The following is a 21,879-nucleotide window of genomic DNA, read 5'->3' as shown; positions in this document are numbered from 1 at the left end:
GTATTATGGATATTATAACAGGAGTTTTTGGGGGAATTCTGGATTATCTCGTGAATTCTCTTATTCTTACCAGCATTATCTTTGCAGCGTTTTCAGTTTTAGTATACCTGATTTTGACAAGGATTAAAAATGAAAAATTTCAGCTGATTACAGGCATAACCCTGGGATTTTTCCTTATCGCATTATCCGCATTTGCTGCCGGAGGATTTGCAGGCTCCGCACTCCTTGTTATGGGAACGGCTCTTGTAATGGTATCACCTGCTGTTGCATTCAGGGAATACCTGGATAAAAAATATCTGTTTCCTGTGATTTTTTTGGTAACTCTGACTTATCCTATGTATTTCCTCACCACACAATACATGTGTGATTATTATTATCCATATCTTTGGATTTTTGGAAATTTTTCCGGCACTTTAATTCTTTCAGTCTCAGCAATAGCTCTGCTGATATTTATTCAAAGATACTATGAAAATTTTAAATTTGATAAGCGTCTTTTGGTGCTTCTGCTGCTCTTAATTCCAGGGATCATTTGGTTTGGTGTTTCTGTTGCAGCTGCATCTCTTTCAGCATTGATACTTATTTTGTTAAATGAACTACAGAAGGAAAGTTATAAGATTTCTGATCTGAGAATTTTGGAAGCTGTGATATTTGCAGCATTTCTTGTTTTACTTCCCTGGCCTTTTCTTACAACTCTCCCCTGTGTCCGGACCATTTTTCCTTTACGGATAATTCCGGTTATTGCAACGTCTTTAGTATCGGCCACTATTATATACTGCCTGAGATCGAAGATATCCGGGAAATGGATTGAGAGCAGTGCGTTTGTGCTGGGGTTTGTCATTTCTACAATAGTTGTATATTTTACAGAATTCTTTCTATAAAAGGAATCAGAGCATGGAAAGGATTGTATTTTTTTAAAGGGCCACTTTCAGAAGACAAAATAATATTTATTCCTTAATTGGCCGGTTGTTTGAAGGTAGACCTTTGAACATCATAAACATTCCACTCCCTTCTTTAATCACAGATCCAGATCTATTCCTGGCGGGAGCACTGCCTACAGTGGGGTTGCTCATCCATATTTCGTAGATTCGATCGCAGAACTGTCGCGTGATCTTTCTAATCATACGGGAAGTGTCTTTTTCTGTGGCAGCCTGTCTTGTCCGGAACTATATGGAGATCTGGTTTTCCTAACTATTATCCATCCCGGGAGAACCGTACGGAAGATGGTTCGTATTCAGGAACGACCTGTCAGGTTCATCAATCCTGCGATCGGTTTCTTCAATCTCTTTCGTTTTCGTCCCCTCGTTTTTTTTCCCGCCAGAAAAACCGTGACTGCGACTTTTGTAACAGTAATTTCGAAAGAAATCCGATAATCAAAGAAAGTTAGGTTCATCTTAATGCTACCCTTGCAGGTTAACGCATGAAGGTTAGTCTAGCCGGGTCCGAAAATCCGGAAAAACCCGAAGATGGGGGTAAAACGTGAACGGATCGGGTGAGAGGGTGATATTATAAACACATTGTCAAGATTTCAAAGATACATGGTCGGCAGAAAGTACATGCTTCCTGCCTCACTACTGATATCGGCGCTGAGTTCCCTGCTGGGCATACTGCCCCTGATATTCATATGGCTGATCATCAGGGAATTTCTCAGTCCGGCCACGGTTACATCGCAGGCCCTCATAGGTACCTATGCATGGTGGGCTGCCGGCACTGCAATAGCGGGCATCGGCATATATTTCCTGGCACTGACCATCTCCCATCTTGCCGCATTCCGTGTCGAAGTCGAGATGCGCAGGCAGGCGATGAAAAAGATCGTCTCTTTTCCCCTTGGGTTCTTCGACAACAACACCTGCGGACGCATTCGAAAGATAATTGATGATAATGCTTCAACAACCCACTCGTTTCTTGCCCACCAGATGCCGGACCTGGCAGCAAGTATAGTCGTGCCCGTGGTGTCGCTCGTCCTGATCTTTATCTTCGACTGGCGGCTGGGCCTGGCCTGTCTTGTACCCCTGGTCATATCCTTTGGAATAATGAGCTTTGCAATGGGGACCAAAGGGAAGTATTTCCTTAAAACCTACATGGACTCGCTCGAGGAAATGAACACCGAAGCGGTCGAATACGTGCGTGGAATACCCGTAGTCAAAGTGTTTCAGCAGACTGTCTACTCCTTCAAGAGTTTTCAGAAGAGCATAATCAGGTACAAGGAGATGGTCTTCAACTATACGATATCATGGGAGACGCCTATGACCGCTTATACGGTGGGCATCCACAGCTTCGCATATATACTGGTACCCGTGGCCATCCTTATGATCGGCAATTCGGCGAACTATGCCGGTATCGTCGTGGACCTGCTCTTTTACATCCTCATCACGCCCGTCTTTGCCAACAGCATCATGAAGAGCATGTATATCAGGCAGGCGATGGGCCAGGCCGAAGAGGCCATCAACCGGATAGACGAACTCACCGATGTAAAGCCCCTGCCCGTATCATCCGACCCGAAACCAATCCATGGAAACGAGATCCGTTTTGAAGACGTATCCTTCACTTATCCCGGCACCAGCCGGAAGGCTGTCGATGATATCAGTTTCACCGTCCCGAAAGGAAAGACATTCGCACTGGTCGGTCCGTCGGGCAGCGGCAAGACCACAATCGCACGTCTCGTCCCCCGTTTCTGGGACACGGACGAAGGAAAAGTCTTCATCGGGGGAAGTAATGTGAGGGAGATCGACCCGGAGGAACTCATGCAAAACGTCTCGTTCGTCTTCCAGAACACCAGTCTGTTCAGGGCCAGCCTTTATGACAATATCTGCTACGGCAATCCCGGCGCAACCCCCGAAGAAGTTGAATCTGCACTGGAGAAGGCGCAATGCAGGGAGATAATAGACAGACTGCCCAAGGGGCTGGATACAAAGATCGGAGCGGAGGGCACATACCTTTCCGGCGGGGAGCAGCAGAGAATCGCATTGGCCCGTGCCATACTAAAAGACGCTCCCATAGTGGTGATGGACGAGGCTACCGCATTCACCGACCCGGAGAACGAGCACCTCATACTGGAGGCACTTGGGAAACTTACGGAGGGCAAAACCGTGCTCATGATCGCCCACAGGCTTACGAGCGTAGTCGACGTAGACACCATCCTGGTGATCGAAAACGGAAAGATTGCCGAACAGGGAAGTCACCAGGAGTTGCTTGACAAAGACGGCCTTTACGCCAAAATGTGGAACGAATACCAGAGATCGGTTCAATGGACCATAGGAAAGGAGGCTCTCCATGCTTAAATTTCTGATGGACAGGCTGGCCCTCTCGAGGAAAGGGGCCGGGGACTTCGTGAAGGGCACTTTCTTCACCCTCCTTCTCGACTTTGCGCTGATGCTCCCAGCAGTGTATGTTTTCCTCTTCCTTGACGAATATCTCCGACCGCTGACGGGAGAGGCAGGAGTTCCCGGCAACGATATCCGGTACTACATCGCGATAGCAGTTCTGTTTATTATTGTGACATGGGTAATTGCCCGGCTCCAGTACCGCAGCACATATACGACTATCTACGAAGAAAGCGCCAATCGCCGTCTGGCACTGGCAGAGAAGCTTCGCAAGTTGCCATTGTCCTTCTTCGCGGAAAAGAACCTCTCGGATCTCAGTTCCACGATCATGCAGGACAATACCGAACTGGAGCACACATTCTCCCATGCAGTGCCCCAGCTCTTCGCATCCGTCATCTTCCTGACAATCATGGGCATCATGGTTTTTGTCTACAACTGGATGCTGGCACTTGCCCTGCTCTGGCCGGCTCCGCTTGCCCTGGTGGTAATCCTTCTCTCCAAAAAGATGCAGCGCAAAAACCAGAAGAATGTTTACGATCAAAGCAGGAACGTCAGCGAACATATCCAGGAAGGCCTGGACACGATACAGGAGATAAAGGCATACAGCAACGAGGAAAAATACCTCCGTGACCTGGACAGGAAGCTTGATAATTACGAGAGAAGCCTCATCAGCGGGGAACTGGTGATAGGTCTCCTGGTCAACAGCTCCAAAGGCTTATTGAAACTGGGCCTTGTAAGTGTTATCCTTGTCGGTGCCGGTCTGCTGGTGGCAGGCAGTGTGGATCTCTTCACGTACCTCGTGTTCCTGATCCTCGCAACACTCATATTCGAGCCCATCAACGAAGTGTTCAATAACCTGGCTGTGTTGTTCTACCTTGACGTCCGGATAAACCGCATGAGAGAGATGGAGGCATTGCCGGTCTATACGGGCAGGACTGAATTTTCCCCGGAGAACTTCGATATCGGTTTCGACCATGTCGATTTCTCTTACGAGACGGGAAAGCAGGTCCTGCGGGACGTGTCATTCATCGCAAAGCAGGGTGAAATAACCGCCCTGGTGGGACCGTCGGGCGGCGGGAAGAGCACCTCGGCTAAACTGGCCGCCCGGTTCTGGGATGTTAATTCGGGCAGGATACTGCTCGGCAACCAGGATATCAAAGAGATAGATCCCGAAACGCTGCTGAAATATTATTCGGTGGTGTTCCAGGATGTTGTTCTTTTCAACACTTCGGTAATGGAGAACATACGTATCGGAAGGCATGGGGCCAGTGACGAAGAGGTCCTGCGGGTGGCCGGACTGGCGCAGTGCGACGAGTTCGTGAACAAATTACCCGACGGATATCAGACCGTCATAGGCGAGAACGGCGAAAAACTATCGGGCGGAGAAAGACAGCGTATTTCCATTGCCCGGGCACTGCTCAAGGACGCTCCCATCGTGCTGCTCGACGAGGCGACCGCCTCTTTGGACGTGGAGAACGAGACAAGGATACAGGCGGGCATTTCGGAGCTTGTCAGGAATAAAACGGTGCTTGTTATTGCCCACCGGATGCGTACCGTTGCCACTGCGGATAAGATTGTAGTGCTCGAAAACGGCATGGTGAAGGAGAGCGGCAGACCGGAGGAGTTGAAGAGTATGAACGGAATCTTTGCCGGTATGGTCAGAAGACAGATGGAGATGACCGGCGGGAAAGCAGCCGGATGACCCTGAATGAAACCGGCGCCGCTGTTGATCGACCTGGCTCCTTTCAAAGATAAGACCCTTTTTTTCCCCGGAAAGGTCCGCAGTCTCCCGACATGGACCGGTATTTTTCAAATTAACCGAATGGAATGATATAAATTAAATTTAATGAAATATTCAGGCATTATGATCGACAGCATTATCGCAAAGATAAAAGGAATTCTTTTGGATCCCGTCGAAACATTCCTTCAGTCGAAGGATGAGGAGCCAAAAGCGGTATTAACCTACTATGCCGTTCTTGTCATAATCAATTCGTTATTCTATACGATTATGTCAATAGTGGGACTGAATCCCCCCTCCGACACAATACCGGGTTCGGGGAACATATTCTTTATATTCGGATTCGCCGTTTTCAGTTCCCTTATCCTGGCTGTTCTTTTTGTAGCATGGCTTCACGTCTGGGTGTATATTCTCGGCGGACGAAAGGGGATCTTCCAGACTGCAAAGACTTTTGTATATGCCGGCACCCCGTATTTTCTTTTGGGATGGTTACCGTACATCGGCTTTATCTTCCTTATCTGGTCGTTTATCCTCAGTGTCCTGGGAATCCGGGACCTGCATGAGATTAGTATTGCGAGAGCGGGAGTCGCTCTTGCAATCGCGATTGTGGTACCGATCGTCCTTCTCGTCATCCTTGCGATAGTTCTATTCGCCTCGTATATGGCCTTAGTAAATATTGCATAAATTCCCGAATCTTTTTTTTCGGGGTTGGCGGGTAACCGGATGATATTACATACAAATCACGTTGTGATTTCATGAAACCGTGTATGAAGACTTTGTTTCATGACCGTTTTTTTGAAGAATTATTGGCCTTTGTCGGCAATTTCAAATAAATTCGCGAATATGTGACCGACTGTTACAGGCTGGAATGAATAAAATGATTTAAATTGGACTTACGAGAATATTCACAAATTATGACAGATGTAGAGGACATCGTTGCAAAAATAAAAGGAATTTTTTTGAATCCTGTAGAGACGTTTCAGGAGTCGCGGGATGATCCGCAGGGAATGATAATCACCTATTTCGCCGTTATTCTCCTGGTCAATTCGTTATTGCATACAATTGTCATATACCTGCAAGCAGGCTCGTACATGGGGGGACTGTCCCCGACAGGACCCGGGGGCGTTTTCTTTATATTCGTCTTCGCGGTTTTAAGCTCCCTTGTCATGTCGGCCCTTTTTGTCTTGTGGCTTCATCTCTGGGTGTATATTCTCGGCGGACGGAAGGGGCTCATCCAGACTGCAAAGGCTTTCGTCTACGGCGTCACACCGGAGTTTCTCCTCGGGTGGATTCCGTATATCGGCATTATATTTTTGATCTGGTCGTTTCTTCTCGGCGTTTTGGGAGTCCGCGAGCTGCACGAGATCAGTACCGCGAGAGCGGCGGTTGCTCTTGTAATCGCAATCGTAATACCGCTTCTCCTTCTTCTCTTCGTTTCGCTGTACCTGATCTCGCACCTGAATACGATTCCTGCCGCGGCATATACTCCTTAATTTTTTTGCCAAATTTAAAGACTGACTATTAGACTTTTTTTCAAATCAGAACAAAATAAAATAATTTAAGTTAAATTTGAGAGAATATTCAAAAATTATGATCGACAAAATAATCGTTAGAATAACGGAAGTCCTTTTGGACCCTGTCGAATCTTTTCATCAGTCGGAAAATGACGAGCCAAAAGAGGTATTAACTTATTTTGCTGTTCTTTTTATAATCAACTCGGTTTTATTTACAATTGTCAAATATGCGGGGATAGACGCAGAAACGATCGCACTGATACCGGGTTCGGAAAATATTTTCTTTATATTCGCCTTCGCCGTTATCAGCTCCCTTGTCCAGACAGTCATTTTTGTTATGCTGCTTCATTTCTGGGTTTACATTCTCTGTGGAAAGGGAGGGGGCATGCAGACGATAAAAGCCTTTGTCTATGCCAGCACCCCGATGCTCCTTTTTGACTGGATTCCGGTTATCGGTTTCATTTTCATAATCTGGTCGGCTGTTCTCAATGTTCTTGGAATCCGCGAACTTCATAAGATGAGTACGGGAGAAGCGGCAGGAGCTTTTGTGGCCGCGATTATAATAACAGTCGGTCTCTTCATTTTTCTTATCGGAGCCCTGGTAATCCCGCTTATCGGTAAGGCAACCGTAACATAAACTCCCGATTCGGGTTATTCAGACATCTTCAGGACTTCGTCCCTGAGGTCTTCAAGCTTGTTCTGAACGATGTCCCAAAGTATCTCATCATCAATTCTGAAATAGGCATGGACTAAAACATCACGAAGTCCGGCGATATTCTTCCAGTCTATGGACGAATGTTGCGATTTTATCTCTTCGGGGATCTTCTTTACAGCCTCGCCAATCACAAGAAAATTCTTGATAACCGCATCGATGCACATCTGGTTCGATATGAAATCATCATAATCGATCCCTTTAGTATAATCCAGAATATTGTTCGCCGCATCTACGATATCACTGAAATACAGATCCATATCACGAGGCATAGATCACCCCGTTCACTACACTCTCCCGGATATGAGGGTTCAGTCCCTCGTAAGTCGCGAGATCGATCTTTCTTTCAAACAAAGATTCGAGAAAATTTTTCAGGCCCATGTAATTATCAAACGTTTTTTTGCCGGCCTGGAATTCGACGAAGATATCGACGTCGCTCTCCGGACTCTCCTCTCCCCTTGCAAACGATCCGAATATGCCGATCCTCCTGACGCCGAAGCTCCGGGTGATTTCATCCTCATGTTCTTTCAGCAACTCAAGCGGAGACGAGTTCATATTACTGAGATTTATGTCATAAAATATTAAATAATGTGCCGAAGGACGAGGTCGTCGTTCAAAGCAGCTTTAAGCAGTCGGAATCGACTCTATATAATGGCAACATGGAACGAACTTTTTTTAGACGACAAATATATAGAGACTCTTCCCCAGCCCGAAGTCTACAAATTTATAAAAATGCTTGAAGGTGCATTTCCGGACGAAACTCTTTCGATCTGGGATTTCACGGCACTTTTTCATGGAACGCCCTGCATCACAACACCATTGAAAATATAGAAAAATCCGTAGACAACATCTACGACAGCCTTTGCGACGGCGGGATGTTCATGTCCTCCCTGATTTCTACAAAAGGAGGAGGGTACGGCAGGGGAATAAAAATAGAAGAGGACACGTTCGTATCCGAAGGAGGCCCCGAAGCAGGCGTGCCCCACCATTACTTCGATTACGCCGGGATCAAAGAGCTGTTCGGCCGGTGGGAGATTTTCGGGCTCGTGGAGCATGTCTCAACATACATGCAAGCCAGGGAAAACTTTCATGACTTCAACCCGTTTCCCTACACGAAATGGAATATTGTTGTCAAAAAATGATATTCGCAGGCTGCGGAAGATTCTACACATAATAAGACCTGAGATTAATCATTGCATCTGATTCGCTTCGTCATCGGAAACACGATATGCTCCTTTCGGAACAGTCATCTCGAAACTGGCACCCTTCCCGGCTCCACCGTTTTCAGTGATCGTAATTCCTGTGATTGCAAGGATCTCCCTCGAAAGGAAAAGACCGAGACCGGTATGATTCCCAAAACCTCTCTCGAACAGGTGCTTCCTGACTTCTTTCGTGATTCCTACGCCATCATCGGCGAATATAACAGACAGTCCGTCCCCCTTCTCCTTACATGAGACCGTGATCGTCGTAAACGGAGGTGCATACCTGAATGAATTATCAAAGAAGTTGTAGAATACCTTCCGGAGGAGCGGATCTGCGAATATCTCAACATCACTGCATTCTATGGTAAGGATCACATCTCCAATCTTAAATTCAGATGCGGCATTCCTGACATTTTCTTCGACATTCTGCCAGGTGGCTGCATTCACTCCGATCTCCTGGTATTCACGAGTGAACTCGATCTGGTGCTGTATCGTCTTTGCACTCGCATCGAGGTGATCCAGGTAACCTTTCAGCTTCGGCCCTGCGGGTTCTTCCCGGGCAAGGCCGAGATAACCGGCAATGACGGTGATCGAATTCAGGATATCGTGCCGGGTGATGCTGGAGAGCAGGTTTAACTTCCGGTTGGCCTGCCGGAGTGCCTCCTCCGCCCGCTTACGATCCGTAATATCCCTTGTCACGCTGATGATACAGGGAACACCCTGCAGGGTTATGGACTTGGCAGAGACAATACTTGTAATCTCGCTGCAATCTTTTCGCCTTAAGATGGTTTCATAATTCTCGCAGAATCCTTTCTTCCGGACTTCGCCAAAAATTTCCTTCAGGTCGCCGGGATCTTTCCACATATTGATCTCAAGGGTCGAGGACCCGATCGTATCATCACGGTCAAACCCTGTAAGATTAGTAAAACCTTCATTGATGTCTATTATTACCCCGCCGTCGAGACGCGAGATTACAATCCCGTCGGGGCTGGTGCGGAAGAAAAGTTCGAACTCCTCCTTTGCCTCGACCACATCCGCATTCAGCCGCTGGTTGACCATAATGATAAGCCCGACTGTTAAAAGGAAACCTCCGCCAAAGAAAAACAGGAATGACACATATTGGATAATCGCTGAAGTGAAGAGGGTTTCGATAGGAGTCACGAAGAGGACATACCAGCCACGGAATACAAGAAAACATGCGAGAGTTGTCTCAACTCCCGCGACAAAACGGGCAGAGCAGGTTATGGCATACGGCACCTTTCCCAAAAGCGCCGATGATGTCAGAAACATGTAGAAGGCCAGAAATAACGACAAGATTGCCGTTCGCACTGTGATATCGTCACTTACATAGGTAAAATAAAAATAAAGTCCGATAAAAACCACAAAGACAGGGAGAACGATCCTGAAGTTCTCATGTTTGTCGAGAAAACGCATGATCCCGGTATATGTAAAAACCGAACCGGCTACAATCAGGGCATTTGCCAGAATTATTGTAACCAGCACAATATCGCTGGCATCCCGCAGAAGCAGAAGTATAAACCCTAATGCCGTAGAGGCGCTTCCAAGAACCCACCAGCTGATTCCACGGTATTTTTTATTAATCACGTAGAGAAAGGCGATTGCAAACGCCTGAAAGACATTAGCGATCACAACCACGAGAGAGAGCGTGCGAATATCAATATCCATTCATTTCACCGCGGAAATTCTATTTTATTGCCTGAAAGAACCACAACCAGATTTGAGGAGTCTCCCCCTTACGGTTCTCCGATTGTAAGTCTATACAACATCATCAGCAAAAAAAAGGTTGCTTTGAATATGAGCAATCCATATATCCGATTTATATCATCAGGGTTTTATTTCACGGCACTGGAACATCCCGAAAAAATATATGAATACAAAACCCGATTCTTCCTTACGGCAGGAGTGGGAAGCGATATATGAAGATGATCGGGGTTATCGGCGGGATGAGCCGGGTGTCATCGGCCGAATACTATAAACTGATGAACGAGATGGTCGAAGAGAGACCTGGCGGCCTGCACTCGGCAAAGATCCTGATGTACTCGATAGAATTCGCAGAGTTTACTGATATCCCCCGGAGGTTCCGAAAGGTGCAGAGCTCCTTCGATTGGAAACCTCTCAGGAACACGATGATCGATTCAGCCGAGAGACTCAAGCGGGGAGGGGCCTACTTCATCATCAGATGTTCGAATACTCTGCATTCGAGTGCGGATGATATAGAGAAGAAAGTAAAAATCCCGGTACTGCACATCGCCGGTGCGACCGGCGAAAAGATCAGGGAGCGGGCCCTTAAGATTGTCGGGCTTCCCGGAACTGAGTACACGATGGAAGAAGACTTCTATAGAAAAAGGCTTGAAGAGAAATTCGGAATTAAGGTAATAATCCTCGTGTGCACCGAGATCCCGCTGCTCGTAAAGCAAAAGGATGTCGAGATCCCTCTCTTCGACATGATGACGATACATGCCGAAGCGGCTGTTAAATATGCACTGGGTGATGAATGATGTCGGTTACTGAAATTTTTTTCTGGATTATCGTTATTATCCTCATATGGCAGATCGTAATCCGCATCGGCCGCAAGGTCTGGCATTTCCCCGCACCTTCATTCATCGGGGGATTCCTGGACTCGGACTTCCGCCGGTGGATTCAGCCCCCGGATCTTCTTTTGTCAAGAAGCGGGATTGAACGGGGGATGACCGTTCTCGAAGTTGGATGCGGGAGCTGCTGCTTCACGCCCTTTGCTGTGAAGATGGCAGGGCCGGAAGGGAAGGTCATCGGGTTCGACATCCAGAAGGAGATGCTCGACCAGTGTTCAGAAAAGGAAACTGAACTGCCCGAACTTGTGCAGGCGGATGCGTACAACCTTCCTTTTTGTGAAAATACGTTCGATGCGGTCTACATGGTGACGGTACTGCAGGAGATCCCCGATCCCCATACCGCCCTTATGGAATGCCGACGGGTTTTGAAAAAAGGCGGTGTTCTCGGGGTCTCTGAGTTTCTGGTGGACCCGGACTATCCGCTGAAGAGGACGACAATCGCCATGGGGGAAAATGCAGGGTTCGTTGTAGACGGAGTGGAAGGAGGATTCTGGAATTATACGGTCCGGTTCAGGAAGCCCTGAAGGAGAACGAATAATGGGAGAAGTCATAACAGATAAAAAGGAGATTGAAGAGATTTTGCTGAACTCGCCGTACCTGAGGCTCGGCGTGTGTAGGGACAAAGATCCCTACATAGTTCCTATGGCATTCGGGTACAAAGACGGGGCGATATACCTCCACAGTTCGAAAAAAGGCAAGAAGATCGAGATCCTGAAGGTAAACCCAAATGTCTGTTTTGAAGCGGACGCATATTACGGACTGGTTCCATCGGATCGCCCGTGTTCATACGATATGAAATACGAAAGCGTCACAGGTTCCGGAACGGCGACGATTCTTGAAGATGAAGAAGAGATCAGGGAAGGGCTCGCTGTTATCGCCGGGCGTTACCACGGCGGGAATTACGATCCAAGAAGCCTGAATACCGGGGGGCTTGCCGTTATCAGGATAGCCGTAAAGGAGATGACCGGCAGGAAGAACCTGATCGACTAGTCTTCCGGAGAAAGCGTCCGTGGCAGCCTGCCGTACGCTCCTTTCCATTTGCCGGCCGCCTCAATGAACTCATCATAACCATTCTTTCGGATGAATTCAAGCGACTCATGATATTTTATGTATTTGTAGCCTTTCTTATTGTGAAAAACGGATATTACATCGCAGGCATCGTAATCAGGGCAGTCGGCGCATGTTTCAAACTTCTTCTCACCAAAGCAGCAGACCTTGATCCTGCACCTCGCCTTCCTGATATCCCGTTCACCTTTATCGTAACCGGGTTTACAGCCCCTGCATGTGCCTTCTGCAAGAGCCCTGCATGTTTTGCAGTACGCACCGCAGCACCCGATATACCTCGCGGGGTCTTCACAGCCGGCGTTCATCACAGTTAATATAACAATCAGCCTGTTAACTCTTCCTCCTGACCGCATATAGAAGGGTGCTCATCAGGAGAACAAATAAAAAATTCCTTCTATGATCTTCTCGTAAAGATCCTGTTTATGAAAAATACGCACATCATGGCTGGTGTAATCTTTATCCTCCTGTTTCTTCTGTGCCTTCTTGCGGGAATTATTGTCATAGGTGACGGGGATTCAGGCAATGAAATGCCTTCATCGAATGAATCGGTAAAGAACACTCTTGATTTATCCGACCCGACAATTACTGAATGGAACAATATACAAAGAGTAAGCAACAACACCGATTTTCAGGATTTCCAGGGATATATAGATTCATACAATACTACATATGAACTCAGGAATTACGAAAACGGCATCATAAGCTTAGATGATTTCCTCGGCCCGATCGTATCTTTTATCGACGACAATCCGACAGGTGCCGGTGAAATATCAGTCTACAAGGAATATTACAAATTATACTTCGACTTTGTGAACGATAGCGGTGAGATTACGGGAGAGACCGAATACAAATGCTACTCCCCAGGGGAATGCTATAATGTCACATTGTTCATGGCCGGAAACCCGGAACTGGAGCAGATTTTCGGTGGAGACTGCATCCCCGTCTATGATGAATTTGAATATTTCTGCTACCTGAATTGCAGTTACGACTCAGGGGAAGAAGCATATTTTGTATTCCATAATCACCAGGTTGTCTTCTATTACCAGGATGAAGAGATTATGGAATCTTTCGATCAATGGTTTGACGGGATTCCGGAATATCATTGATTTTATTAATCGCAGGGAAAAGTTGCCATATGTTAATCTATTAACATATCAGCCGGCGGGAAGAATATTTTCTCTCCCGCGGTCTACTCTCCTTTTTTACTCTCTCCGCCGGCTTCACCAAGAGCGCTGGCAAGCCTCGATCTTTCGAGAGCGATGCCGAGCTGGAGCCCGATGGATAAGAGATTATCAAGACTTGTCTGTGTATAGTGCTTCTCCGCCCGGCTGCCCATATTAACCAGCCCGACGATCTGATCGCCAACTTTTATCGGCAGGATCAACAGCGTCCGGACTCCGTTCTCCCGGATGGCACGGGGGACCAGATCCTCATACTCCGGCATCCCCGGTACTACATAGACAAGGGTCTGGTCACGGAACACGCGATCGAACAGGCCGTCGTAGATTCCGGCTATACACATCTTCCTGAGATGTTCGGGCATGTTCCGCTGGACCCGCGGCACCATTCCCTCAGCATCGTCTTTAAGGTAGATACAGCCCATATCAAAACCCAGGGTATTAATGACTGCCTCGATCGATTTCTCCAGGATCGCTTCCTCGTCGGTGGCCGTATTCAGGATAGTAGAGATGGAGTTCATCGCAAGGAGCGTATTGACGAACTCCGCCCTTTCCCGGTCGAGCCGCTGCATCCGGAGGGCGCTTGCGATCTCGTCCGCGACGATCTCTATGTTCTCCACCTCGGTTGCACTGATCGAAGACTCCGTCAGAAGCAGCATCGCACCGGTGGCCTGTTCTTCGTCGATGATCGGGACTGCGACTGCATAGCGGAATGTCCCGTCACCCCTTTCTTCGGATACCGTCTCAAGCGAAGTCATACAGTGTTCGAGAAGTGGAGATAAGTCCTGCAGCAGTTCGCCTGAGAGTGATGCAGTAGTGAAGGCTACGTGCATGTCGGCCATGACGATACTCCCGTGGACGAAGGGGACCAGATTCTCCCTTACTCCCCGGAGAGTTTCACGGAGAAGGTCTTCTTCATTCTGTGCAGTTGCAGCCGTTCTTATGATATAGAGGAGAGATTCGAGATGCCGCCGTGTCCTTCTCCCGCCTGATAGGTCTTCCCCGATAAGAACACGTGCGCCTGCCGAATCTGCGGGACCGGCGGGAACAAGGGTAAAACGATATGAACGGTATATCCCGGCCCTCTCAAGCAGGTCGAGTTCAATAGAGGCAGGGGTGCCTGCATTCGCCGACCGGCAGAGATTTTCTAGTTTTGCAGCCTGGGACTGGTGTACAAGGTCGGAAAACTTTTCTGCCGCAGGGAAAAGCGATTCAAAGAGCCTGTTTCTTGCGATTATAAAAAGATCTTCTCCTATTGTAAGGACTGCGGTCTCCGGGAGGTCCAGCGAGTCACGGAGTTCTGCTTCCCTAAGAAGAAGATTGTGGAGTTCGAATGCGGCCTGCGCAGTCGTCCGGACACCCGGAGGTCTGCTCTCAGGCTCCTCGCGGATGATTGTTTCAGTACCCGCTTCCTGCGGCTGTTTCATCATCCATAGCTTGTTACGCCCAATCTCACGGTAATCGATGATTCCCTTCGCATGAAGTGTCCAGAGATATTTAAGGACGGTCGCCCGGCTTTTCCCGATTCCCATGGATATCTTGTCGAGCATACACTCCTCGGGCAGATGCGATCGCAGGTACGTGACAATCAGGTGCTCGGTCCCGGCAAGATTCTCAATTCTCGTAGAAGCCATTTATACTACATAGTATAATTCGCCAGAAGATGATAAACATATCACGGCATGAAATGCCATTCTACATATAGAAAGTATGGTAAACAAGGCAACAATCGCAACATTGATATATTTTATACTATACAATATAGTTATACTAAGTCGACAAAACAGGTGCAGCAATCCTGGTATCGACCGGAGGAAAAAAACATGTCATACGAAACAACCGGAAAAGAATTGATAGAACTGTTGGGGCTGAAGGGAAGTCCTGTCGCCGTAAAGATCGCAGAGACACAGGCGGACGTGCCCGCCGGATACCAGAAGATCCGGGAGAAGAGCAGGCACTGCCAGTTCGTACAGGATGCAAGGCTTCAGGGAATGAAAGGATATGCAACACGCGACGAACACCTCTGCAAGGGCGGGGCAGGCGTAATGGGAATCGAGCCTCTTCCCGAGGCGGTCTCGACAGGCAAAATGTATCATACGCTCGGCAACTTCAAGACAGCCGAAGGAGCGCTCGACACAGTTTCCGCCATCCCGAAATGCACTACAGAGTCCTACGCGTCGGTCTACTCACCTTTCGAATCGGCGGAGTTCGAGCCTGACGTTGTAGTCATAGTTGCAACACCGAGACAGGCACTCAGGCTCAGCCAGGCGTACCTCTATGCGACCGGCGGCAGGATTTCGAGCGATTACTCGGGCATCCAGTCGATCTGTGCAGACGCAGTTGTCGCCGTGAAGCAGCGCGGAGTTCCGAACATGACGCTCGGGTGCAACGGTTCGAGGAAGAACTCCGGGATCGCGGAAGACGAGGTCATCCTCGGAATCCCGCCGAAAGATCTCCCGGATATAATCGAGGCACTCAAATTGTTTGCAGAGAAGTGGGGGTGAAACATGGTGAAGACAATCCCGGCACGCGGGATTAAATCTCCCAACGCCTCGATCCTTGCCGCAAATGTAATCAGGCATTCCGCAGAACCGGATGAAGAGATCCGGTTCCTCCTCAGTCCGGGTGCGGAAAAAGGCATGGATGCAGTCGCGGAAAAGTTCGGATACAACCTTGAGACCGGAAAGAACGGCGGCGATGTCGAGGTGCGGATGACTCCCCACGGCACGAAGATGCAGGAGGTCGACGTTACAGGCGATACCTGCCCCGGCCCTGCCATCACAGTCGGAAACATTCTCGAATCGCTCGGGATCGGGGAGAGACTGAAGGTGAAGTGTGCGAACGGATCCACTCTCGAAGATATCGCCCGTGCAGTAACATCGGGCGGTTCCCGCGTGATCGAAGAGGGGGGCGAAGGCGATCGCCACTACCTTATCGCGGAAAAGGCAGAACGTCCTGCCGCAGGAGAAGCGTCAGCCTTGGCAGCAAACCTTGATTCCGTGGTGATCATCCAGAGCAACGGGATCAGCAACGCCGAAAGAGCCTATGCAACCTTCCTTTTCTCGAAGGTGGCACTTTCGATGGGAAAGACGGTGACCATCTTCCTGCTCATGGACGGCGCAAGCATGGCGAAGAAGGGAGCGGCGACAGGCGTGAAACATCCTTCCTTCGACCGGCTCGACAGTCTCATGAACGAGGTCATCGAAGGAGGTACGAAAGTATACGTCTGCGAGCTTTCGGCACAGTTCCGCGGCATAAACGAAGGCAATCTCGTCGAGGGCATGAAAATCGCAGGAGCTGCGACATATATCGACCTGATCAGCAATCCTGCCAACGCGGTGGTCAACTTCTGAGGCGAAATAGATGGAATACACATACCTTGTTATTACCCTGGCGATCCTGCTGAGCAGCATAACTACGGGATTCATCACCTTCCGGATGATCGGGATGCGTCTTGCAGTGCACTTCGGGTTTCTGATGCTCGCCTTCATTGCAACCATTGCAGCGATTGCGACAGGTCTCACGACAACAGTCCTTGCAGCCGCCGTCCTCCAGATCCTGGCGACGATTACGGCATACACGCAGATCTGGCCGACACTGAAATACTCGATCCAGACATCCCCGGGCTACGCACCGCACCTTGCCCTCATGACGATGCTGCCGGTGCTCGCCCTTGCAGCAGTGCTGATGTAAAAATTCCCTTTTTGATTTTTTGGATAACAAAAACAAATCCAAATCTCTCCCCACAGGATTAAAACACATTTAACAACACACTTTTAGACTTATTCTCTCTACCCTACATTCTCCGTGGCATCGTCATCTTGTGCAATGCCATCGCCATTATCGTAAAAAAAAAGGTGAACACAGTCAGCACTGCCAAATCGGTTAGAACCGGGAAGAAATGTGCATCCGTGAACGAGTAGCGGACAAGATCAGTAAAGTAGGTGAGGGGAGAGCACGCCGCCAGTGCCACACCCCAGTAAGGCAGTTGCTCCAGGGGAACAAAAATCCCAGATACAAATATGAGTGGGAACTTGATGAGCGAAGTCAGCATCATTATATTCGATGGCACATTCGTGGGAGGTACAGCGAGTAGCATTCCTATCGCCGAGAAACAAAACGCCGAGATTACGATTCCGGCAACAAGGACAATGCCGTGGAGCAGAGGAAGCCCAAGAGCGATACCGATGATGACAGTGACAGCCGTTATTCCGATCCCGAAGATGAGTGAAGCGAGCATGTCGCCAAAGACAATTGTCCCGGTGGAGACCGGGCATGAAGCCAGCCGTTCAAGGGTCTTTGCCTGCCCCTCCCACGGAAATATCGCAGGCGAAACTGCGGTGGCCGTAAAAAAGAGGGTCATGCCGATGAGTCCTGAGACGAGGAATTCCAGCGGAAGCTGACGACCCCCCATGAGGAACGCGAGGAAAAGAAATACCGGCATGAAAACCCCGAAGATCAGGACAGGCCCCTTAAAATAATAAATAAGGATGTCTTTTTTAGCTATGGCCCATGCCCGCCGGAGTTGTTCCGGCACTCCCGCCGGGTTCACGATTCCATCTCCCCTGTCAGCCTGAGGAACGCCTCATCCAGAGTGGGTGCATGAGTTACGAGCGTCACGATCGCCGCCCCATGCTGACGGCTGAATGCCACCAGAGAGCGGATAGCGGCATCCGGGTTTTCTGTCACGATCTGCCACTTGTCTCCGGTCCGCTCCGCACCGGTCACTCCCAACAGTCCACAGATCTCATCATCAGGCACTTCCCGGTCAAAGCTCACCTCTACCCTGTGCACACGATCAATCTCTGTCTTGAGCTTTTCCGGGGCATCGACCGCCACAAGTTTACCGGCCCGGATAATTGCAATCCGATCACAGAGCAGATTTGCCTCTTCCATGTTATGCGTTGTGAGGAAGATAGTTGTCCCGTCCCTGTTCAATTTTCGCAGCAGAGTGAGGATCAGCCGTGTGCTCTGCACGTCGAGCCCGCTCGTTGGTTCGTCAAGGAAGAGAAGTCGGGGCTCATGGGGAAGAGCCATCGCAAGAACGAGTCGCTGCTTCATGCCTTTCGAGTATGCCTGAACCTTCTGATCCTTTCGGTCCAGGAGTCCGAGTGTACCGAGAAGCTCCGTCGCACGCCGGTCAGCAAGGTCACGCGAAAGACCATAGAGGTCACCCATCAACTGAAGGTTCCGCCAGGCTGTAAGATCAGTATAGGCGTTAGAAATCTCGGGAACCACCCCGAATCCCTGTTTGGCCAGCACCGGTTCACGCCATATATCGTGCCCGAGGATTGTCACAGTACCGGACACAGGAGGGATCACGCCGGTCAGCATACGAGTTGTGGTTGTCTTGCCCGCACCGTTAGGGCCGAGAAAACCCAGGATCTCCCCCTCCTTTACAGAGAATGAGATATGATCTACGGCGACGGTGGAACCGAAGGTCTTTGTCAGATCCCTGACTTCGATCACCCCGCTCACACTACATCACCCCTCCCGTAACCGTTCCGCATCACGGGAACTATCCTGTTTCTGTTGAAATGAATCTCCATGTTATCTGTCCCCACTCAAATGAAGACCCGGACAGGTCCGGGGCATCAGCCTTTTTTCGTGTAAATTATATTTTCCTGAGTTCCCCGATCTTCTTCTCGATCATATCGAGTCTGGCCTGCGTCCGCTGCTTTGCATTCTCCAGTGATTTGATCTCGTCTTCAACTGAGAGCATCTGCATGCAATCGCAGGAACGGTGTCCGTGACCGCGATCAGGACCCATGCAATGCCCGTGACCATGACATTGCGAATTCTGAATTGGCATACACATCGCTTATTTCACCTCCCTGTCATTTGTATATAATTACAATATTTTGGAAAGTATTAATTCTATTAAGTTTATAGTAATGAAGTGACTATGCACCACGATAGTAACAGGATCTGCCTCTGCCCGCTCGAAGGGATCATTACCACAATATCCAAAAAATGGGCCATTCTGCTCATCACAATCCTCGGGCATCACGAAAAACTACGATTCAACGACCTTATGAATATACTGGACGGAATAAGCCCGAAAACGCTGACAGACCTCTTAAAAGAGCTACAGAGAACAGGTCTGGTAGAGAGGGAGTCATTTCCCGAAATCCCTCCCCGCGTCGAATATTCACTGACCGACGACGGAAAAGAACTCTGCGAAGTTATCATCCCCCTGGTCAAATGGGCCGAGAAGAGGGACAACCTTCATGAAAAGAAATGCACGCTGAAGTGCCGGAGTTCCTGTTGTCCCTCAAGACACTCTTCTGGCGAGGGAGAGAAATCAGGGAACGAGTGATTTTTGGAGAAGTCCAATCTCATTGTTACGGTGATCGTGAAGAAATCTCAAAAATAAAAATGCGAGGGGAGGGAGTCGAACCCGCGAACCACTAAGGACTCGATCTTGAGTCGAGCGCCGTTGACCACTTGGCTACCCTCGCAGAAAATGCAGTTTCATTATTTATCCTTTCACTAATTTAAGGCTCGCTTCTCTTCCCGAAGACTATTGCCGAATCTTTCGGACAGACCTCAATACATCTTCCGCAGAGATAGCACTCCGCTTTCCTGCCATCCCTCCCTGCTTCAACCGTCGGGCAAACTCTCTCGCATTTCCCGCAGTCGATGCAGTCTTCGGTCCTCTTAAGCCCGAATCTCCCGAAACGGGAGGCCATCGAGAACACAAGGCCATACGGGCACAGGAAAGTGCAGAACGGCCTGTAAACAAACAGCGAAAGAACCAGTATGACTGCAAACACCACTGCGGCAGCTGAAAATATCATCGCAAAGAAGTGCGAAACACCGATGTATTCGAATGTATTTATCGAAAACAGCGCACCAGCTATAAGAACGATAAATACAATCAGCCGTACGGCATTCGGAATACGCCTGTCACGGATCTCCAGTTTCGGCAGCGGTAGTCTTGATAGGAGCTCCTGGACCGCCCCCGCCGGGCACATATGCGCACAGAAGACCCGCCCGAATATCAGCGAAATACATACCAGCAGGACAAGCCCGACAAAACCGATCCCCGCGAACTGGAGAGTAGTCAGGCCCGAAACCACCGAATAGAAACCGTCCGGTGCTATCGGGAGCACCAGGAGGAAGCCTGCCGCAATGGTAAGTATCAAAACCGAGATTGTCATCTCCCTCGAAACACCGTTTTTGAGCCAAAGGCCGGCCATGACAAGAGCTCCACCGAACATATACACTATCCCCGAATAGCGCTCCGCCATATCGGCAAATGTGCCGCTGATACCAAAAGACTCAGGATCGTTAAGGACTATGAGAATTGCAAGAAGAAGCGGAACCATCCCGGCATACAGGAATAACCTGCTGTAAAGCAAAGGGTTTTCTCTCTTTAGATATCTCAGGATGAAATATGCTGAAAGGATCAGGACACCGGCAACAAACAGCCCTGCGGCAGTAAGCAAAAGCGGATTCAGGCCCGATTCAGGTGAGGATTCAGGCCCCCCTGACGGCGATACAGTCGACTGCACGGTATCCGCCGCAGATCCTCCCCTGTGCCTGTTACCTGAATCGGTTGCTGAACTGTTTGTTACCGTAACAGGATCGGCATCGGTTGCCACCTGGGATGTATCACCGGGCGTATAATCGCAGATGGAATCCCCGTTGGAGTCTACATAAAGGAAGCAGCGCCCCGGATAAGGACAGTCTCCGATACCCTTGGGGCATACCGCCGCACATGCCGGCACTGCAAGACCCGCAGCCCCTGCAGCCGCAGGGATTATCCTTCTGATTCTTTTTCCTGCCATACTCGGATTTACACTGAAAAATTTCTTTCATTTAAATAGGAATCAATGTAGTATAAACATTACAATTGGTGCAATATTTTTTACATCATCCCTATTTGTAGCCTACAACAACCCCATAATATCCCGACCTGTAGGGAACAATCACCCTGCTAAAACCCGCTTTCTTAAGCTCTGAGGAAAAGGATTCAATAGTATTCTTCCCGCAAAAATCATCGAGAGGCGCGATCATATTCTCCGCTTCGGAAAGGGAGAGTCCGTTTGAGAGCATCAGGTCAATCCAGTTCTTTTTGTATAACTCCTTTTCAAATTCTGTACCCGGGACGAACATATCGCCGGAGATGAACCTGCCGCCCTCTTTAAGCATGTCGCGGATCTTTGCAACAAGAATCTTCCTGTCGGAATCATCGATGAAAAAAATCGCCTGTGTAATAACGACCGCATCATAACCGCTCCCGGAACAATCTCTCATATCACCTTCAATGAACCTGACACCGGAAAGTGCAGGTTTTTCACCGGCTTTTTCGATCATAGATCCGTCCGAATCGACACAGGAAATATCTGCACCCGGGCATTTTCCGGCGATCATCTCCGTAAGGATTCCGGTGCCGCACGCAAGCTCAAGGATCTTCTTATCCTCCGGGAAGATGAAATCCAGAACAGTTCCGAAAAAAGCATCGTGGTATGGAACACACTTTAACGCGATCTCGTCGTAATCTTTTGCTCCTGCCATAAACACTCATTTTCG

27 protein-coding genes and 1 tRNA gene are annotated in these 21,879 nt (G+C 49.0%); 17 read left to right on the top strand and 11 right to left on the bottom strand.

Annotated features, from left to right (window positions below; genetic code table 11):
* Window positions 1-5 precede the first annotated feature (5 nt).
* The 6 genes from MPET_RS02295 (at window position 6) to MPET_RS02270 (ending at window position 7,209) form a co-directional block, all read left to right on the top strand.
* The gene (locus tag MPET_RS02295) at window positions 6-878 is read left to right on the top strand and encodes a hypothetical protein (protein ID WP_013328404.1); all 873 of its coding nucleotides are present in this window, start codon (window positions 6-8) and stop codon (window positions 876-878) included.
* Window positions 879-1,535: 657 nt separating this feature from the next.
* The gene (locus MPET_RS02290) at window positions 1,536-3,278 is read left to right on the top strand and encodes an ABC transporter ATP-binding protein (RefSeq protein WP_013328403.1); all 1,743 of its coding nucleotides are present in this window, start codon (window positions 1,536-1,538) and stop codon (window positions 3,276-3,278) included.
* Complete coding sequence (locus tag MPET_RS02285) at window positions 3,271-5,022, top strand: ABC transporter ATP-binding protein (RefSeq protein ID WP_013328402.1); 1,752 nt, start codon at window positions 3,271-3,273, stop codon at window positions 5,020-5,022. Before MPET_RS02290 ends, MPET_RS02285 begins: the two co-directional genes overlap by 8 nt.
* 162 nt (window positions 5,023-5,184) lie before the next feature.
* On the top strand, window positions 5,185-5,742 hold the full coding sequence (locus MPET_RS02280) for a Yip1 family protein (RefSeq protein WP_013328401.1): 558 nt from the start codon (window positions 5,185-5,187) through the stop codon (window positions 5,740-5,742).
* 230 nt (window positions 5,743-5,972) lie between these two features.
* On the top strand, window positions 5,973-6,551 hold the full coding sequence (locus MPET_RS02275) for a YIP1 family protein (protein ID WP_013328400.1): 579 nt from the start codon (window positions 5,973-5,975) through the stop codon (window positions 6,549-6,551).
* Between the two features lie 97 nt (window positions 6,552-6,648).
* Window positions 6,649-7,209, top strand: coding sequence for a Yip1 family protein (locus MPET_RS02270; protein ID WP_013328399.1), 561 nt, complete (start codon window positions 6,649-6,651; stop codon window positions 7,207-7,209).
* A 14-nt stretch (window positions 7,210-7,223) separates the two neighbouring features.
* Here MPET_RS02270 and MPET_RS02265 read toward each other — a convergent pair whose 3' ends face one another.
* Together MPET_RS02265 and MPET_RS02260 are read right to left on the bottom strand one after the other, a co-directional pair.
* Window positions 7,224-7,556 carry a HepT-like ribonuclease domain-containing protein gene (locus tag MPET_RS02265; protein ID WP_048130524.1) on the bottom strand — a complete coding sequence of 111 codons (333 nt, stop codon included), beginning with the start codon at window positions 7,554-7,556 and terminating at the stop codon, window positions 7,224-7,226.
* On the bottom strand, window positions 7,546-7,839 hold the full coding sequence (locus MPET_RS02260) for a nucleotidyltransferase family protein (RefSeq protein ID WP_013328397.1): 294 nt from the start codon (window positions 7,837-7,839) through the stop codon (window positions 7,546-7,548). Before MPET_RS02260 ends, MPET_RS02265 begins: the two co-directional genes overlap by 11 nt.
* Before the next feature lie 96 nt (window positions 7,840-7,935).
* On the opposite strand from MPET_RS02260, the gene MPET_RS02255 reads away from it, so the two are divergent.
* Both MPET_RS02255 and MPET_RS02250 read left to right on the top strand, forming a co-directional pair.
* A complete protein-coding gene (locus MPET_RS02255) occupies window positions 7,936-8,115 on the top strand; it encodes a hypothetical protein (protein WP_013328396.1) in 180 nt (59 codons plus the stop codon).
* Window positions 8,116-8,165: 50 nt separating this feature from the next.
* Complete coding sequence (locus MPET_RS02250) at window positions 8,166-8,426, top strand: hypothetical protein (protein WP_013328395.1); 261 nt, start codon at window positions 8,166-8,168, stop codon at window positions 8,424-8,426.
* A 48-nt stretch (window positions 8,427-8,474) separates the two neighbouring features.
* On the opposite strand, the gene MPET_RS14355 is transcribed toward MPET_RS02250, so the two are convergent.
* Complete coding sequence (locus MPET_RS14355; RefSeq protein WP_013328394.1) at window positions 8,475-10,172, bottom strand: PAS domain-containing sensor histidine kinase; 1,698 nt, start codon at window positions 10,170-10,172, stop codon at window positions 8,475-8,477.
* A 27-nt stretch (window positions 10,173-10,199) separates the two neighbouring features.
* On the opposite strand from MPET_RS14355, the gene MPET_RS02240 reads away from it, so the two are divergent.
* The 4 genes from MPET_RS02240 to MPET_RS02225 are packed head-to-tail and all read left to right on the top strand — an operon-like array spanning window position 10,200 to window position 12,088.
* Window positions 10,200-10,427 (top strand): hypothetical protein, encoded by a 228-nt coding sequence (locus tag MPET_RS02240; RefSeq protein ID WP_048130522.1) that lies wholly within the window; start codon window positions 10,200-10,202, stop codon window positions 10,425-10,427.
* Entirely contained in the window at window positions 10,424-11,005 is a 582-nt protein-coding gene (locus tag MPET_RS02235) for an aspartate/glutamate racemase family protein (protein ID WP_013328393.1), read from the top strand. The genes MPET_RS02240 and MPET_RS02235 overlap by 4 nt, the downstream gene beginning before the upstream one ends.
* Window positions 11,002-11,622, top strand: coding sequence for a class I SAM-dependent methyltransferase (locus MPET_RS02230; protein ID WP_013328392.1), 621 nt, complete (start codon window positions 11,002-11,004; stop codon window positions 11,620-11,622). The genes MPET_RS02235 and MPET_RS02230 overlap by 4 nt, the downstream gene beginning before the upstream one ends.
* A 13-nt stretch (window positions 11,623-11,635) precedes the next feature.
* The gene (locus tag MPET_RS02225) at window positions 11,636-12,088 is read left to right on the top strand and encodes a pyridoxamine 5'-phosphate oxidase family protein (RefSeq protein ID WP_013328391.1); all 453 of its coding nucleotides are present in this window, start codon (window positions 11,636-11,638) and stop codon (window positions 12,086-12,088) included.
* Here MPET_RS02225 and MPET_RS02220 read toward each other — a convergent pair.
* A complete protein-coding gene (locus MPET_RS02220; RefSeq protein WP_013328390.1) occupies window positions 12,085-12,516 on the bottom strand; it encodes a DUF3795 domain-containing protein in 432 nt (143 codons plus the stop codon). The genes MPET_RS02225 and MPET_RS02220 overlap by 4 nt on opposite strands.
* Before the next feature lie 69 nt (window positions 12,517-12,585).
* On the opposite strand from MPET_RS02220, the gene MPET_RS02215 reads away from it, so the two are divergent.
* Entirely contained in the window at window positions 12,586-13,269 is a 684-nt protein-coding gene (locus tag MPET_RS02215) for a hypothetical protein (RefSeq protein WP_013328389.1), read from the top strand.
* 83 nt (window positions 13,270-13,352) lie between these two features.
* On the opposite strand, the gene MPET_RS02210 is transcribed toward MPET_RS02215, so the two are convergent.
* Window positions 13,353-14,975: a GAF domain-containing protein gene (locus tag MPET_RS02210; RefSeq protein ID WP_013328388.1), complete on the bottom strand. Its 1,623-nt coding sequence runs from the start codon at window positions 14,973-14,975 to the stop codon at window positions 13,353-13,355.
* 189 nt (window positions 14,976-15,164) lie between these two features.
* Between MPET_RS02210 and MPET_RS02205 the strand changes: the two genes are divergently transcribed.
* Genes MPET_RS02205 through MPET_RS02195 form a run of 3 tightly spaced genes read left to right on the top strand, consistent with a single transcriptional unit; the run spans window position 15,165 to window position 17,034 of the window.
* A complete protein-coding gene (locus MPET_RS02205) occupies window positions 15,165-15,845 on the top strand; it encodes a DUF169 domain-containing protein (protein ID WP_013328387.1) in 681 nt (226 codons plus the stop codon).
* A gap of 3 nt (window positions 15,846-15,848) precedes the next feature.
* The gene (locus tag MPET_RS02200) at window positions 15,849-16,694 is read left to right on the top strand and encodes a DsrE family protein (protein ID WP_013328386.1); all 846 of its coding nucleotides are present in this window, start codon (window positions 15,849-15,851) and stop codon (window positions 16,692-16,694) included.
* 10 nt (window positions 16,695-16,704) lie between these two features.
* On the top strand, window positions 16,705-17,034 hold the full coding sequence (locus tag MPET_RS02195) for a DUF5400 domain-containing protein (RefSeq protein ID WP_013328385.1): 330 nt from the start codon (window positions 16,705-16,707) through the stop codon (window positions 17,032-17,034).
* A gap of 103 nt (window positions 17,035-17,137) precedes the next feature.
* Here MPET_RS02195 and MPET_RS02190 read toward each other — a convergent pair whose 3' ends face one another.
* From MPET_RS02190 to MPET_RS15245, 3 genes are all read right to left on the bottom strand, one after another.
* A complete protein-coding gene (locus tag MPET_RS02190) occupies window positions 17,138-17,893 on the bottom strand; it encodes an ABC transporter permease (RefSeq protein ID WP_013328384.1) in 756 nt (251 codons plus the stop codon).
* Window positions 17,890-18,819 carry a daunorubicin resistance protein DrrA family ABC transporter ATP-binding protein gene (locus tag MPET_RS02185; RefSeq protein WP_013328383.1) on the bottom strand — a complete coding sequence of 310 codons (930 nt, stop codon included), beginning with the start codon at window positions 18,817-18,819 and terminating at the stop codon, window positions 17,890-17,892. The genes MPET_RS02190 and MPET_RS02185 overlap by 4 nt, the downstream gene beginning before the upstream one ends.
* Before the next feature lie 136 nt (window positions 18,820-18,955).
* On the bottom strand, window positions 18,956-19,111 hold the full coding sequence (locus MPET_RS15245; protein ID WP_187287575.1) for a hypothetical protein: 156 nt from the start codon (window positions 19,109-19,111) through the stop codon (window positions 18,956-18,958).
* A 135-nt stretch (window positions 19,112-19,246) separates the two neighbouring features.
* On the opposite strand from MPET_RS15245, the gene MPET_RS02180 reads away from it, so the two are divergent.
* Window positions 19,247-19,660 carry a winged helix-turn-helix transcriptional regulator gene (locus tag MPET_RS02180; protein WP_013328381.1) on the top strand — a complete coding sequence of 138 codons (414 nt, stop codon included), beginning with the start codon at window positions 19,247-19,249 and terminating at the stop codon, window positions 19,658-19,660.
* A gap of 60 nt (window positions 19,661-19,720) precedes the next feature.
* Here MPET_RS02180 and MPET_RS02175 read toward each other — a convergent pair.
* From MPET_RS02175 to MPET_RS02165, 3 genes are all read right to left on the bottom strand, one after another.
* A tRNA-Leu gene (locus MPET_RS02175) sits at window positions 19,721-19,802 on the bottom strand.
* A gap of 36 nt (window positions 19,803-19,838) precedes the next feature.
* On the bottom strand, window positions 19,839-21,134 hold the full coding sequence (locus MPET_RS02170) for a 4Fe-4S binding protein (protein WP_013328380.1): 1,296 nt from the start codon (window positions 21,132-21,134) through the stop codon (window positions 19,839-19,841).
* A gap of 91 nt (window positions 21,135-21,225) precedes the next feature.
* Window positions 21,226-21,864: a class I SAM-dependent methyltransferase gene (locus MPET_RS02165; RefSeq protein ID WP_048130519.1), complete on the bottom strand. Its 639-nt coding sequence runs from the start codon at window positions 21,862-21,864 to the stop codon at window positions 21,226-21,228.
* Window positions 21,865-21,879: the final 15 nt, after the last annotated feature.

The sequence above is a fragment of the Methanolacinia petrolearia DSM 11571 genome (genome assembly GCF_000147875.1).
Taxonomy (GTDB): domain Archaea; phylum Halobacteriota; class Methanomicrobia; order Methanomicrobiales; family Methanomicrobiaceae; genus Methanolacinia; species Methanolacinia petrolearia.
This window is presented reverse-complemented; position numbering and strand designations above follow the sequence as displayed.

What these genes read in the sequence shown, in the direction of transcription:
- MPET_RS02165 (WP_048130519.1), bottom strand. Translation starts at nt 21,864, where the DNA reads ATGGCAGGAGCAAAAGATTACGACGAGATCGCGTTAAAGTGTGTTCCA.
- MPET_RS02270 (WP_013328399.1), top strand. Translation starts at nt 6,649, where the DNA reads ATGATCGACAAAATAATCGTTAGAATAACGGAAGTCCTTTTGGACCCT.
- MPET_RS02230 (WP_013328392.1), top strand. Translation starts at nt 11,002, where the DNA reads ATGATGTCGGTTACTGAAATTTTTTTCTGGATTATCGTTATTATCCTC.
- MPET_RS15245 (WP_187287575.1), bottom strand. Translation starts at nt 19,111, where the DNA reads ATGGGTCCTGATCGCGGTCACGGACACCGTTCCTGCGATTGCATGCAG.
- MPET_RS02290 (WP_013328403.1), top strand. Translation starts at nt 1,536, where the DNA reads ATGGTCGGCAGAAAGTACATGCTTCCTGCCTCACTACTGATATCGGCG.
- MPET_RS02295 (WP_013328404.1), top strand. Translation starts at nt 6, where the DNA reads ATGGATATTATAACAGGAGTTTTTGGGGGAATTCTGGATTATCTCGTG.
- MPET_RS02225 (WP_013328391.1), top strand. Translation starts at nt 11,636, where the DNA reads ATGGGAGAAGTCATAACAGATAAAAAGGAGATTGAAGAGATTTTGCTG.
- MPET_RS02265 (WP_048130524.1), bottom strand. Translation starts at nt 7,556, where the DNA reads ATGCCTCGTGATATGGATCTGTATTTCAGTGATATCGTAGATGCGGCG.
- MPET_RS02195 (WP_013328385.1), top strand. Translation starts at nt 16,705, where the DNA reads ATGGAATACACATACCTTGTTATTACCCTGGCGATCCTGCTGAGCAGC.
- MPET_RS02200 (WP_013328386.1), top strand. Translation starts at nt 15,849, where the DNA reads ATGGTGAAGACAATCCCGGCACGCGGGATTAAATCTCCCAACGCCTCG.
- MPET_RS02260 (WP_013328397.1), bottom strand. Translation starts at nt 7,839, where the DNA reads ATGAACTCGTCTCCGCTTGAGTTGCTGAAAGAACATGAGGATGAAATC.
- MPET_RS14355 (WP_013328394.1), bottom strand. Translation starts at nt 10,172, where the DNA reads ATGGATATTGATATTCGCACGCTCTCTCTCGTGGTTGTGATCGCTAAT.
- MPET_RS02220 (WP_013328390.1), bottom strand. Translation starts at nt 12,516, where the DNA reads ATGCGGTCAGGAGGAAGAGTTAACAGGCTGATTGTTATATTAACTGTG.
- MPET_RS02275 (WP_013328400.1), top strand. Translation starts at nt 5,973, where the DNA reads ATGACAGATGTAGAGGACATCGTTGCAAAAATAAAAGGAATTTTTTTG.
- MPET_RS02205 (WP_013328387.1), top strand. Translation starts at nt 15,165, where the DNA reads ATGTCATACGAAACAACCGGAAAAGAATTGATAGAACTGTTGGGGCTG.
- MPET_RS02285 (WP_013328402.1), top strand. Translation starts at nt 3,271, where the DNA reads ATGCTTAAATTTCTGATGGACAGGCTGGCCCTCTCGAGGAAAGGGGCC.
- MPET_RS02235 (WP_013328393.1), top strand. Translation starts at nt 10,424, where the DNA reads ATGAAGATGATCGGGGTTATCGGCGGGATGAGCCGGGTGTCATCGGCC.
- MPET_RS02250 (WP_013328395.1), top strand. Translation starts at nt 8,166, where the DNA reads ATGTCCTCCCTGATTTCTACAAAAGGAGGAGGGTACGGCAGGGGAATA.
- MPET_RS02210 (WP_013328388.1), bottom strand. Translation starts at nt 14,975, where the DNA reads ATGGCTTCTACGAGAATTGAGAATCTTGCCGGGACCGAGCACCTGATT.
- MPET_RS02280 (WP_013328401.1), top strand. Translation starts at nt 5,185, where the DNA reads ATGATCGACAGCATTATCGCAAAGATAAAAGGAATTCTTTTGGATCCC.
- MPET_RS02215 (WP_013328389.1), top strand. Translation starts at nt 12,586, where the DNA reads ATGAAAAATACGCACATCATGGCTGGTGTAATCTTTATCCTCCTGTTT.
- MPET_RS02255 (WP_013328396.1), top strand. Translation starts at nt 7,936, where the DNA reads ATGGCAACATGGAACGAACTTTTTTTAGACGACAAATATATAGAGACT.
- MPET_RS02170 (WP_013328380.1), bottom strand. Translation starts at nt 21,134, where the DNA reads ATGGCAGGAAAAAGAATCAGAAGGATAATCCCTGCGGCTGCAGGGGCT.
- MPET_RS02180 (WP_013328381.1), top strand. Translation starts at nt 19,247, where the DNA reads ATGCACCACGATAGTAACAGGATCTGCCTCTGCCCGCTCGAAGGGATC.